Source organism: Neokomagataea tanensis, from assembly GCF_006542335.1.
Classification (GTDB): Bacteria; Pseudomonadota; Alphaproteobacteria; order Acetobacterales; family Acetobacteraceae; genus Gluconobacter; species Gluconobacter tanensis.
Genome location: NZ_CP032485.1, coordinates 1,579,197 through 1,592,687, shown reverse-complemented (window position 1 = coordinate 1,592,687; position 13,491 = coordinate 1,579,197). Strand labels below are relative to the sequence as shown.

Genomic DNA, 13,491 nt, shown 5'->3' with positions numbered 1-13,491 from the left:
TTGAATATCATAAATAATTATCAGTTACCACCTTGAAATAAGCAAACAAAATACCACATCAATTAGCGTTCCATTACAAACTATATTCCAGGAGAACATTTGTGTCCAAAACCGAAAATGGCGAAAAAATCCTCTCCATCCTTAACCCCGGCGCGGCAGAACAAGTAAAAGCGCTCTTAAACGATATTGCCCCTGATTTCGCAAAAATCTTCGTTGAATTTCCCTTTGGCACAATTTACGCCCGAGAAAATTTAGACCTCCGCTCCAGAGAGATTGCAACACTCGCAGCACTCGTCACCAAAGGTACAGCTCCCGGAGAAATCAAAACGCATATCGTGTGCGCCCTCAACGCTGGCCTCACGCGCGAAGAAATCGTTGAAATCATCATGCAGATGGCCGTCTACGCAGGCTTCCCTGAAGCCATCAGCGGGCTCGCCCTCGCAAAAGAAGTCTTCACCGAACTCGACGCACAGTAAACACACCTTCCCCTCAAGATTACTCTTTTTCTTAAAGAGGGCAGAAGGCCGCAGACTTGCCGCAGGGCGAGCTAGGAAGGGGCCCTCCTATCGTGTCATTTGCGGATAGCGATACAGCCGCAGACTATGATAAGAGGGCCGCATGACAATCCGCACTCGCTTCGCCCCCTCGCCGACCGGGCTCCTGCACGTTGGTAACGCCCGCGCGGCCCTGTTCAACTTCCTTTATGCCCGCCACCATGGCGGCCAATTCCTGCTTCGTATTGAAGACACGGACCGCGAACGCTCCACCCAACATGCCGTGGATGTTCTGCTGGATGGCCTGAAATGGATGGGCCTGACCCCGGACGAAGAACCAGTCTTCCAGTCCACACGTCAACAGCGACACACAGAAGTCGCGCAAGACCTGCTTGAGCGCGGCTTGGCCTATCGGTGCTATTGCACGCCAGAAGAACTCACAGCCATGCGCGAAAAGGCCATGGCTGAAAAACGCCCCCCTCGCTACGACGGTACATGGCGCGACCGTGACCCTTCCGAAGCACCCGAAGGCGTACCATTCGCCGTTCGCCTCAAAGCCCCGCGCGATGGCGAGACCATTATTAAGGACCTCGTACAAGGGGATGTCCGCGTTGCGAATGCGGAAATGGATGATTTAATTATTCTCCGTTCAGACGGCACACCGACTTATTTGCACGCCGTGGTATGCGACGATCACGACATGGGCATTACCCACGTCATGCGCGGCGATGACCACCTGACCAATACGTTCCGTCAGGCAATGATTTATCGCGCTATGGGCTGGGATCTCCCACATTTTGCCCATCTGCCACTCATTCATGGCCCTGATGGCGCAAAACTCTCCAAACGCCACGGCGCCGCATCTGTGGTAGATTTCCGTGAGGAAGGCTACCTACCAGAAGCCCTGTGCAACTACCTACTGCGCCTCGGCTGGGGCCATGGCGATGCAGAAATCCTCTCGCGTGAAGACCAAATCCGCCTCTTTGATCTCGACGGTGTTGGCCGCTCCCCATCACGGATGGATTACGCCAAACTCTCGCACTTCAACAGCGTCTGGATGCGTCAGGCAGATGACGCCCGCCTGACAGATGACGTAATCGAACGCCTGAAAAACCGCGAAGGTGTCGTTGTCAATGATGCAACGCATAGCCGTATTCTCGCCCTGATGCCCGGCCTTAAAGAGCGCGCTAAAACCCTAGTTGAACTCACAGAGAATGCGGCTTTTGCCGGTTACACCCTCCCGCTGAGCTTCACCCCCAAAGCTGAAAAACTTTTAGGGGAAGATGGACAAAGCGTTCTGAAAGGGATCCGCGCATCCTTGGCAGCTCTCCCTGATTTCACGCCAGAAGCCGTGGACGGCGCGTTACGCGCATACGCGGAAGCCAACGCCCTGAAGCTTGGATCTGTTGCGCAGCCACTGCGCGCAGCCATGACCGGCAGCACAACATCACCCGGCATTGACCTGACATTGGCCGCTTTAGGCCAAGACGAGGTCTTAGCCCGCATCGACAGCGCCATAAGCTAAGAGAACGAGCTATGCCAGATTCGTCTCCGCCCCTCCGGCACCTGCTAGGCATTGAAGGCCTCAATGCCGGCCAGATCCTTCCTATTTTGGATCTGGCCGAGAGCTATGCCCTCCTGAGCCGCTCCCGCTCCGCCCCACGGGACGCATTGCGGGGGCGTACACTCATCAATCTGTTCTTCGAGGACAGCACCCGGACACGCACCAGCTTTGAACTTGCTGGCAAGCGCCTCGGGGCCGACGTCATTAACATGACCGTCGCGACCAGCTCGGTGAACAAAGGCGAGACGCTTCTGGACACAGCCGCAACCCTCAACGCCATGCGATGCGACCTTCTGGTCGTGCGCCATGCTCAATCTGGCGCGCCAGCGCTGTTGGCGCAAAAAGTCGAAGCCAGCGTCATTAACGCTGGTGACGGCATGCATGAGCACCCGACTCAAGCCTTGCTTGACGCTCTGACCATACGCCGCCACCTCGGCACCCTTTCCGGGCTAACCGTCGCGATTTGCGGTGACATCGGGCATAGCCGCGTCGCTCGTTCAAACATTCATCTTCTTTCTGCGCTTGGCAGCACGATCCGCCTCGTGGGGCCGCCAACTTTGCTTCCGGGCGCAATGGCTGGCTTGGGCAATGGCAATGTCACAATCCACCACACGATGGAAGAAGCACTTAACGGTGCAGACGTCGTCATGTCGCTGCGCCTGCAAAAAGAGCGCATGGGCGCGGGCCTTGTCCCTAGCGCACGTGAATATTTCCGCTTTTTTGGCCTGAATCGTAAGCGTCTCGCACTTGCGAAGCCAAATGCGCTCGTCATGCACCCTGGCCCCATGAACCGCGGCGTTGAAATCGCCTCGAACGTAGCCGACTCTCCCCAAAGCGTCATTTCCGAGCAGGTTGAAATGGGCGTTGCCGTCCGTATGGCCGTGCTAGACCGCCTTGCCCGCGGACGGAGACCCTCATGAGCACTCTTTTTTTTCACAATGTCCGCATCATAGACCCAGCCAGCAACCGTGATGCTCCTGGCACACTGACTGTCTGTGACGGCATAATTACCGAGCTAGACGCTGCATCCGCCCCCGAAGGCGCGCAAAGCATTGACGGCCAAGGCGCCGTCCTCGCCCCCGGCTTGGTCGATATGCGCGCAGACTTGGGTGAGCCCGGCTTCGAGTATCGTGAAGATGTAGAGACAGGTGCACGCGCGGCCGTGGCAGGCGGCGTAACAACACTTGCCGTCCTGCCCAACACTATGCCCGTTATTGACGATCCAGCACTCGTCCAACACTTGAAAGAGCGTGGAAACGACACGGGGATGATCACCATTCATCCCTACGGCGCGCTTACCAAAGGCTGCGAAGGCAAAGAAACCGCAGAACTCGGATTACTCCAAGAGGTCGGGGCGGTTGCATTCACCGACGGCACGCGCGCCATTGCAGACACCAAGCAACTGCGCAACCTGCTTTCATATGCGCGCTTTATGGACGGGCTGATTGTTCAACACCCGGAAGACCCGTCGCTCGCGCGCAATGCCTGCGCGACGTCCGGCCCGCTCGCCACACGCTTGGGATTGCCCCAAGTCCCAGCCGCAGCAGAGGCCATTCTCATCGCTCGTGACGTCCGTATTGTAGAAATGACAGGTGGCCGCTTGCATTTTGCTCACGTCTCGACGGCAGAGGGACTGGAACTCATTCGTAAAGCCAAAGCAAAAGGCTTATCCATTACCTGCGATACAGCACCGCCATACTTTCTTCTTACAGAAGAAACAATCGGTGACTTCCGAACTTACGCCAAACTCTCCCCTCCGCTCCGCAACCCCGCAGACAGAGACGCAGTGCTGGCCGCATTAAGCGATGGTACAATTGATGCCATTGCCTCAGACCATGCCCCCGCAGATGCAGACGACAAACGCCTCCCCTTCGCGCAAGCGCGTGCTGGCGGCATTGGCCTCGTCACGCTTTTAAGCGCAACTCTGGCATCCGGCTTAGACCTGCTTAGCGCTCTGCGCTTGATCACGTCAGCACCCGCTAAAGTCCTGCGCATCGACGCGGGGACTCTTGCCATTGGCTCAAAGGCGGATCTCTGCCTTTTTGATCCTGAGCAACACTGGGTCGTTGAATCAGGCAAACTTCCGGGGCGAGCGCAAAACACCCCCTTTGACGGTGAGACAATGCCTGGAAAGGTGCTTCGCACCTTCCGTCATGGTCTAGAAGTTTACAGAGCTGGGACCGCACTATGAGCGCAATCCCGCACAACGTTATACTTTACGGGGCCATTGCTTATTTTCTGGGTAGTATCCCATTCGGGCTATTACTAACAGCAGCCTCCGGCGGGGGTGACATCCGCAAGATTGGCTCTGGCAATATCGGGGCTACAAACGTCCTCCGCACCGGGAAAAAAGGCATTGCAGCAGCAACATTGCTGCTCGATGCACTCAAAGGCGTGTTAGCCGTTTTACTTGCCGCGCATTTGTGCCCAGACCACACTGCGGAAGCCATGGCGGCCGCAGCCTTTTGCGCTGTTTTAGGACACTGCTTCCCAATATGGCTTGGGTTCAAAGGTGGAAAAGGCGTAGCCTCGGGGCTCGGCGTCATATGGGCTTTGTCTTGGCCCGTTGGCTTAGCCGCCTCTATTCTGTGGCTTGCTGTAGCTCGCTTTAGCCGTATCTCATCAGCAGGTGCTCTCACCGCCTTTCTTGCCGCGCCCCTGCTTATGATTGCAATGGTTGGTTCTCCGCCTCTGGCCTCTCCCTTCCCTATTGCGACACTAGGGATTTCGACCATTATTTGGCTAAGGCATTACAGCAACATTATTCGCCTGCTGAACGGCACCGAGCCGCGTGTAGGCCAACAAAAATCCTAACAAAAACGGGATTTGTGCTTGGAATAACAACTACAAATCCCGTTTTTATATAACGGTATTCATAAATTTTATGACAATAGAAACTCGCCAATGATGCTTCTTTAAAAACACTGAAATTTTCTTCTCTTACAAAAAATCAATTCACCGAAATAAATACTCTAAAAAATGCATTCTTAATCTAATAAGTTACTTTTTATAAAACCAAATATTTCAACTATTACCATAAGACAACGAATCCAAAAATTTTTCTTTTTGCATCTCAAATTTTGTTAGTAAAAAACTATAGTAATCTCAATTTTTCTTCGTCGCTCGATGTAACAAAGTGTAATTACAGTCACAATTTGCAACGATAAGGTTACGGAATTTTCATATTCCATTTATTTTCATAAACTTACATCAAAGTAAAAGTTACAAAATAAGCCTCAACATAAAACTCTAGAAAATTACTAACGTAATATTTTAATACTTAATTTTAGGATAATTAAATTTTATCCGTTCAAATAACGCTCATACAATTATTTAGTTGAATGATAATTTTATAAAAATTAATGCAATATTAATTTCACAAAGAAAGGAATGGACTGTGACGACTTATTACGTTTCATCCGGGGTTCTTCAACAGGGCCAAGTTGCGGCAGGCGACACCGAAGTCGTGCTCAGCGGCGGCACCTTTCAGGCTACGCGCTACAATGACCCATCCGTTCTCTCGTCAATTGCGGGCACAGTGGTTCTCTCCAATGGCGGTACCCTGTCCGGCGGGATGGTCATATCTGGGGGAGCCGTCTCTGCGGCCAGCGCGGGGCATTTGGCAGGCAATATACAAGTCAGTTCTGGTGGATCTGTATCTGGCGGTTATGCTGATTCTTTAACGGTAAACAGCGGCGGCATAGTCAGCGGTACATCAGTATCCTCTGGTGGGTATATTGACCTCAAAATAGGAGCTTCTGCGAGCACGCTCGATATTAAATCAGGCGGCTGGGCCAATTTGAGCAGTGGCGTGCATCTGGGCGGCTCCACCATCGAAGCAGGAGGCACAATATATGTCGTCTCAGGCGGCTATTTTTACGGCGGCAATAACATCTACGGTACGGCTACTGCCACGGGATCAGGCTCTGTCCTAAACGGATACGTCATGAGCGGCGGTGTCGAAATCGCGCAAAACGGCGCTGAAATTTACTGGAACACCGTCAATGCTGGCGGAACCGCGATCGTCTCCTCCGGAGGTCTTCTATACTTAGGGGGAGTGAACTCTGGCGGTACGGCCATTGTTTCATCGGGCGGTACAGTCTCTAACTATAACGTCTACAGCGGCGGAAATCTTAATGTTATTTCCGGCGGCGTCATATCTGGTTCAGTATATTTGTCCGGCACTGCATCGGCGACCATCCCGGCAACCGCAGGCGGCACCATTGTACTCAACGGCGATGCCACGACATTAACCATCTCTGGTACCAGCAACCCAAGCACGGTTATCAGCGGCTTTACAGGGTCGTCATCGACTGCCTCTGACGTTATCAAACTTGCAAATATCCAAAAAGCAAATGTCACATCCGTGACTTACCCAGACGCAGATCACGTCACCATTACATCCAAAGATGGTACGTCTATTACTTTAAATATCTTAGGCGTTAAAAGCCTAGGGTACACACTTGCGGCAGATACCAGCGGCGCACTCCTCTATGAAGTATGCTTCTTAGAGAATGCACAAATCGCAACGCCGACAGGCAGCAAAGCCATTCAGGATATCGTCTTGGGTGATGAAGTCGTCACGTATCATGATGGCTCCGCAAAAACAGACACGGTGTGCTGGGCTGGTAAGGCATCATGCGTTGTCCGGACCGACCTTCCCGACGACGAAGCCGGCTACCCAGTCGTCATCTCAAAAAATGCTCTGGCCGACGGACACCCTTACGAAGACTTACGCATTACGGCGGAGCACTGCTTGTTTTTCGATGGTCGCTTTATTCCAGCCCGTATGTTGGTAAACGGCATGTCCATTTACTACGATAAAAACTGTACGGCTTACGAATACTTCCACATCGAAACCCGCGAACATTCTATCGTTAATGCGAACGGTATCCTGACTGAAAGCTACCTCGACACAGGTAACCGCCATCACTTTACGCAGCAGGGCAATGTTTTCCAACTCGGTTCCAACGATAAGAAATGGAGCGAAAACGGCGCCGCAACGTTAACGACTGACCGTGACAAAGTTGAACCTATATTCAACGCCCTTAAAAACCGCGCCGTGAGCATGAATATTCAAACAAGAACAGCTCCACTCGACGTTGAGCACGAGCACAACATCTCTCTAATTTCCAATACAGGATTAAGCATATTACCTGCACGATCTTCTAACGGCCGTTATATTTTTATGGTCCCCTCCACGGTGCAATCCGTGAGGATCGTTACGAATGCCAGCCGCCCTTACGACACAATCGGACCATTCATCGATGACCGCCGTCTTCTTGGAGTACTCATAGGGGACATCACCCTCTACCACAGCAACGTCACAGCCCATATTTCTACGCACTTGCAGGAGGTTGACCTCCCCGGTTGGCACGCTCTGGAAGGCAAGGATTATCGCTGGACAAATGGCGACGCGACCCTCGACCTGCCCGCGCATGAAAGGGAAGAAATTGGTATTCTAGCCATTCACGTTAAGTCTTCGGTGCCTTATCTCAAACACTCAACACCACCGACCATTGCAAACCAAACAAAAAGCGCCTGATTTACTAGAAAGGGCCGCCTATACCAGCGGCCCTTTCCCTAAATTTAGGTAAACACAAAAGAATGTAAATCTTTAACCATTTAGCCCCATCGTGAATACCATGTTCAATGGTATGCTCCTCGACACCCCTCTAAGCGCGGCCGAGCGCGTCGATATGATCCGTCTTTCCCGGATCTCCGGGATAGGCCCGGTAAATTTTGGCAAGCTGCTTCGCAAGTACGGCTCTGCCGTTGCGGCACTTGAGAACCTCCCCGACCGCCTAGCACGCGCAGGGCGCAAAGACTTTTCACCCCCACCAACACGTACAGCCATTGAAACTGAACTGGCTTGGCTAGAACGCAATAATGGCCATGTTCTATTCCGCTCTGACCCTCATTATCCCACCCTTTTGAGCCATGTTCCTGATGCGCCTCCCATCCTGTACGCCCGAGGCAATATCAAACAGCTTTCACAGCCTGCCATAGGTATTGTCGGCGCACGCAATGCATCTGCTGCTGGGATTAGAATGGCTGAGAGCCTGTCAGCCGAATTGGCGGCACATGGTTTTCACGTTGTTTCGGGCCTAGCCTGTGGTATCGATTCGGCGGCGCATCAAGCCGCGCTTCACCCATGTAAAACCATCGCAGCCATTGCTGGCGGGTTAGATGCGTATTACCCGCGCGAAAATGAACTGCTGCAAAACGCCATTGCTGAAAACGGCTGCATTTTAACGGAAGCGCCACTCGGCACCATGCCTCAAGCTCGGCACTTCCCAAGGCGCAACCGACTAATTGCCGGCCTCGGAATCGGATGCATCATTGTTGAAGCTGCTCTTTACTCCGGCACATTAATTACAGCGCGCCTCGCCCAAGACTATAACCGCACTGTCTTCGCAGTTCCCGGCTCCCCCCTTGATCCACGCTCACGCGGCGGCAACCTTCTACTGCGTAATGGAGCGGTTTTAACTGAGGGCGCGCAGGATATTTTATCTGAGATTTCAAGCGACATGCCCGATTATCTGCCTGCGCCGTGGACAACCCAACAACAAAATCTGCTTGGCTTTCAGGAAAAAACAATTCGCTGGAAAGGCGCCACTACACCGCCGGAAAATGCCGAAAACGACCTTGATTTTGTCATTCAAAATATTCGTCCTCTCCTATCTGTCACATCAGTAACAGTTGACGAGGTTGTAAGTCGCTGTCAGTTCTCCGTTTCGGACGTACTTTCAGCGCTGACCGAATTAGAGCTTGGTGGCGTATTGGAGTTCGTACCTGGGGGACGCATCGCGCTCCTACCAACATGAGACAAAAGCGGTAGCGCCGGAGGGACAATGACGGACGTAGTGGTGGTCGAAAGCCCGGCGAAGGCAAAAACGATCAACAAATATCTCGGAAGCAATTATACCGTTCTCGCTTCCTTCGGACATGTCCGTGACCTGCCCCCAAAAGACGGTAGCGTCCGCCCTGACGAAAATTTTGCCATGGCTTGGCAGACCGACGAACGCGGCTCCAAGCAGATTTCAGCGATTGCGAAAGCCCTCAAAGGCGCCAAGAACCTCTATCTGGCCACTGACCCGGACCGCGAAGGCGAAGCTATTTCGTGGCACGTCCGGAGTGTCCTTGAGGAAAAGAAGCTCCTCAAAAACGTCACCGTCCACCGTGTTACCTTCAACGAAATCACAAAATCTGCCGTGCAAGCGGCTATGGCTGGCCCCCGTGAACTTGATCAGCCACTTATTGATGCCTATCTCGCACGCCGCGCACTGGACTATCTCGTAGGCTTTACGCTTTCGCCTGTTTTATGGCGCAAACTGCCCGGCAGCCGAAGTGCCGGCCGTGTCCAATCTGTAGCTCTACGATTAATTTGTGAGCGTGAAGCTGAAATCGAGGTTTTTAAGCCTCGGGAATATTGGAGCGTAACGGGCGGCTTTAACACCCCCGCCAAAGCCAGTTTCCAAGCACGCCTCACACATTTGCGCGGCGAGAAGTTAGATCAATTCACGCTTAATACAGAAACACTGGCTTTCGACGCGCGCGACACTGTTCGTGGCGGCAGCTTCACCGTACAGTCAGTCGAACGCAAGCGCACTAAGCGCAATCCACCCCCTCCATTTACAACGTCGACGCTGCAACAAGAAGCTTCCCGCAAGCTTGGCATGAGCGCTCAGACAACCATGCGTACAGCTCAGCAACTCTATGAAGGTGTTGAGATCAGCGGGGAGACGGTCGGCCTTATCACTTATATGCGTACAGACGGCGTTACGATGGCTCAGGAGGCCATTGCATCAATCCGCGGGCATATCGGGCAATCTTTCGGTGAGGAATACGTCCCAGCGTCACCGAGAGCGTATTCCACAAAAGCTAAAAACGCTCAGGAAGCCCATGAGGCCATCCGCCCTACCGAAATCACACGCACACCCGACCGCGTAGCCTCAACCCTCACACCTGACCAAAAGCGCCTCTACGACCTTATCTGGAAGCGCTCCGTGGCATCGCAAATGCAATCTGCCGAGATGGATCAGGTCGCTGTCGTGCTGGCTGACGGGAGCGGCAAAACGCTTTTGCGCGCTACGGGCTCTACCATCGCCTTTGACGGTTTCCTCAAGCTCTACATTGAAGGGCGCGACGACAGCAAAATTGGCGATGATGAAGAAGGCCGCCTCCTCCCCCCGATGAAAGAAGGGGACCGCATCACAACCCAAACCGTTGAGGCTGAGCAGCATTTCACACAGCCACCGCCGCGCTACTCTGAAGCTTCTCTTGTAAAGAAGATGGAAGAGATCGGCATTGGCCGCCCATCCACTTATGCCTCTATTCTAAGCGTTTTACGGGACCGTAACTACGTCCGCTTAGAGGCCCGGCGCTTCATGCCCGAAGATCGTGGACGACTGGTCACTGCGTTTCTAACATCATTCTTTGAGCGCTATGTCGATACGAGCTTCACAGCATCGCTAGAAGAACAATTGGACGACATTTCTGGTGCGCGCGCAGATTGGCACGACGTCATGGCGGCGTTCTGGCGGGACTTTTCTGCAGCGGTCGATCAGACAAAAGATCTTAAAATTTCAGACGTCATTGACGCGCTCGACGCAGATCTCGGCGCGCATTTCTTTCCCGCAAAAGAAGACGGCTCTGACCCACGCGACTGCACAGCCTGCGGAACTGGCCGCCTAGGACTACGCCTCGGCAAGCATGGCGCCTTCATTGGCTGTTCCAACTATCCCGAATGCCAGTTTACCCGCCGCCTTGTCGCAGATGACGGCAGCGATGACGGCCTTAAAGATGGGATGCGCGTTCTTGGGCAAGACCCGACAACCCAAGAAGATATCACGATTCGGCGCGGACCATACGGGCTATACATTCAGCGTGGAGAAGCTGATCCGAACGATAAAAAAGCAAAACCCAAACGCACAACTATCCCCAAAGGCTTGGACGGTAACACCATTACCTTGGAACAAGCGCTCGGCCTTCTCTCTTTGCCTCGCGTTGTCGGTACGCACCCAGAAACGGGGGAAACCATAGAGGCCGGACTGGGGCGTTTTGGGCCTTTCGTGAAAATGGGCGCTGTTTTTGGTACTTTGGATAAGGACGATGACGTTCTGACGGTTGGTCTCAACCGCGCCGTAGACAGTCTGGCGAAAAAACTTGCCTCCATTCGCACCATTGGCCCGCACCCCAAGGACAACGAAGCCGTCATGGTCCGCAAAGGACGCTTCGGCCCTTACGTCCAGCACAAACAAGTCGTTGCGACTCTCGCTAAAGACCGTGATATGAACGACGTGACCCTTGATGAAGCGCTCGCACTGCTGGCTGAAAAGGGCAAGCCGCTTAAAGGTGGTGCTAAAAAAACCACAGCACGGAAAACAACGACAAAAGCATCAACAAAAAAGACCGAGAAAGCCGAGCCCAAAACCAAGCGTGCGGCCACAACCAAAAAAAGCGCTGACGCAACAAAAACCACAAAAAAGCCTTCATCCCGCACGACAAAGACTAAAACAACAGCGACCAAAGAAGCTGATTGAAACCCATTAAGGCCCCCGAAATGGGGCCCAAAAGCGTGAACACCCCCCTCTTCTCTTTAGAGCGAAGCGGCGTTATGGCGTGTGTGTGGATTCAGACGAATTAGACTCCACGCATACGCCATTTGGAATCACGTCTTTGCGCCACGCTTTTCCCTTTCTCTCACAGTCAAAATCGGCGCCTCTCACTAAGGCTCAGCGCACAGCGTACGCTCTGCGACGTCGTTTCATGGCCTTCTCGACAGTTCTAAGTGTAGGGCTCTGCTGTGGCGTTCATCCACTTGTCGCGCAAACATCGCATTCTGTGCCTGCGGTCATCGCCGCAGCGGATTCATTCCCAACTAACGACACGCGCGACGTCCTGATTGCAGCCCTGAGGTTCCTTATTCCGCGTACGCTAGAGAGCCATAGTGCGCATGATTTCAGCGTTTGGGGCCTAGATGGCCTCACAGCCATTGACCCCAGCATCACGATTCAGGAAGACCCCGCGCCCCAACCACACGGCGCATCAAATACCGAGAAATCCGCTCCTGAAATGGCGTTAAGCGTTCTTCGTGGGCAAACCATTCTCTTCCAGCGGGTTATCCCGGCTGAAAATAATATCCAAGCTTGGGCGGCACTTGTTGCAGATGCCCTCCATGCAGGCTGGCACGCCTCCGAGGCCATTCAACAAAATGGCGCAGATGCTCTTTTGCAAAGCTTCTTTGACGAGTTGTTTAACCACCTTGATCCGTATTCCCGTTACCTCGCCCCGTCTTTTGCGAATAACGACCGTCAAAAACGCGTTGGACACGACGGCTCCATCGGTGTGACTCTCGAGAATAGCGGCCATAATGTCGTTATTTCAGCCATTAACGCCAATGGTCCCGCTTGGGAGGCAGGCCTTGATATTGGGCAGCGCATCCTCTCCGTCGATGGTCACTCCACCCGCAGCCAACCCGCCGAACATATTCAGACTTTGCTCGAAGGCGACACTGGAACAGACGTCGCTCTCGTAACGTCTGGCAGCGGGCGCAACCATAATTCTGTTACTTTAACACGCGCCTCTGTTCCGCCTGAGACAGTCTTTTTGAGCCATTCAGGACGTTACCCCGTCTTGAAAATCACATCATTTTCTTCGGAGACCGCCGAAGAAATGAGCCAGTATCTCAGCCAGCTCCTTCCGCCCGATGATGATATTACGCCCCATAAAGGCCACTCTCACTCTATCCCCGGCCTGATACTCGACCTACGCGGAGACCGGGGCGGTGTGGTTCAGCAAGCTGTCACAACTGCAGCCTTATTTCTTGACCACGGCATCGCCGTTACCACTCACGGACGTTATCCGCAGGCCAATCATATTTGGGCCGTGCAAGGCGGTGACATGACCCAAGGTGCCCCCATCGTCATCTTGGTCGATGGGCAAACAGCGAGCGCATCTGAAATTCTTGCCTCTGCATTGGCAGACCACCGCCGTGCCGTCGTCGTTGGCAGCGAAACACTTGGTAAAGGGCTGACGCAAGTCATCGGCCAAATGCCCAATGGCGGCGAGCTTTTCGTCACATGGAGCCGCAACCAAGCCCCGCTGGGTTGGCCATTACAAGGGCTGGGTGTCATGCCTCAAATCTGCACGTCACTGGGCGGCACATCATTGGATGACCAGATTAAAGCGCTTGAACACGGCCATAGCTTGATGGAGAATGCTCTTCACACAGCGCGAGCAACACGCGCTCCGGTGAGTGTATCAAAAATACTCTCCATTCGTAATCAATGCCCCGCCGCGCTGGGCTCAGATAATGACATGGAGATTGCCGCAGCAGTCCTTGGATCACCCCAACTGTACTCAACCGCTCTCACCGCTATTCCTGACGAAAATAGCGCACCTCTGCATTAAACCTCGGATCGTTTTACA

At 53.3% G+C, this 13,491-nt stretch carries 9 protein-coding genes; all 9 read left to right on the top strand.

What is annotated here, in order from left to right:
• Positions 1–101 precede the first annotated feature (101 nt).
• A complete protein-coding gene (locus D5366_RS07280; RefSeq protein ID WP_141492909.1) occupies positions 102–476 on the top strand; it encodes a carboxymuconolactone decarboxylase family protein in 375 nt (124 codons plus the stop codon).
• Positions 477–618: 142 nt separating this feature from the next.
• Entirely contained in the window at positions 619–2,019 is a 1,401-nt protein-coding gene (gltX, locus tag D5366_RS07275; protein ID WP_141492908.1) for a glutamate--tRNA ligase, read from the top strand.
• An 11-nt stretch (positions 2,020–2,030) separates the two neighbouring features.
• Positions 2,031–2,978, top strand: a complete 948-nt coding sequence (locus tag D5366_RS07270; RefSeq protein ID WP_141492907.1) for an aspartate carbamoyltransferase catalytic subunit — start codon at positions 2,031–2,033, stop codon at positions 2,976–2,978.
• On the top strand, positions 2,975–4,249 hold the full coding sequence (locus D5366_RS07265; RefSeq protein ID WP_141492906.1) for a dihydroorotase: 1,275 nt from the start codon (positions 2,975–2,977) through the stop codon (positions 4,247–4,249). Before D5366_RS07270 ends, D5366_RS07265 begins: the two co-directional genes overlap by 4 nt.
• The gene (plsY, locus tag D5366_RS07260) at positions 4,246–4,872 is read left to right on the top strand and encodes a glycerol-3-phosphate 1-O-acyltransferase PlsY (protein ID WP_141492905.1); all 627 of its coding nucleotides are present in this window, start codon (positions 4,246–4,248) and stop codon (positions 4,870–4,872) included. The genes D5366_RS07265 and plsY overlap by 4 nt, the downstream gene beginning before the upstream one ends.
• Positions 4,873–5,455: 583 nt before the next feature.
• The gene (locus tag D5366_RS07255) at positions 5,456–7,603 is read left to right on the top strand and encodes a Hint domain-containing protein (protein ID WP_141492904.1); all 2,148 of its coding nucleotides are present in this window, start codon (positions 5,456–5,458) and stop codon (positions 7,601–7,603) included.
• A gap of 100 nt (positions 7,604–7,703) precedes the next feature.
• The gene (dprA, locus tag D5366_RS07250; RefSeq protein ID WP_240775396.1) at positions 7,704–8,885 is read left to right on the top strand and encodes a DNA-processing protein DprA; all 1,182 of its coding nucleotides are present in this window, start codon (positions 7,704–7,706) and stop codon (positions 8,883–8,885) included.
• A 27-nt stretch (positions 8,886–8,912) separates the two neighbouring features.
• The gene (topA, locus tag D5366_RS07245; protein WP_141492903.1) at positions 8,913–11,603 is read left to right on the top strand and encodes a type I DNA topoisomerase; all 2,691 of its coding nucleotides are present in this window, start codon (positions 8,913–8,915) and stop codon (positions 11,601–11,603) included.
• Between the two features lie 85 nt (positions 11,604–11,688).
• Entirely contained in the window at positions 11,689–13,473 is a 1,785-nt protein-coding gene (locus D5366_RS07240; protein WP_240775208.1) for a S41 family peptidase, read from the top strand.
• Positions 13,474–13,491 lie beyond the last annotated feature (18 nt).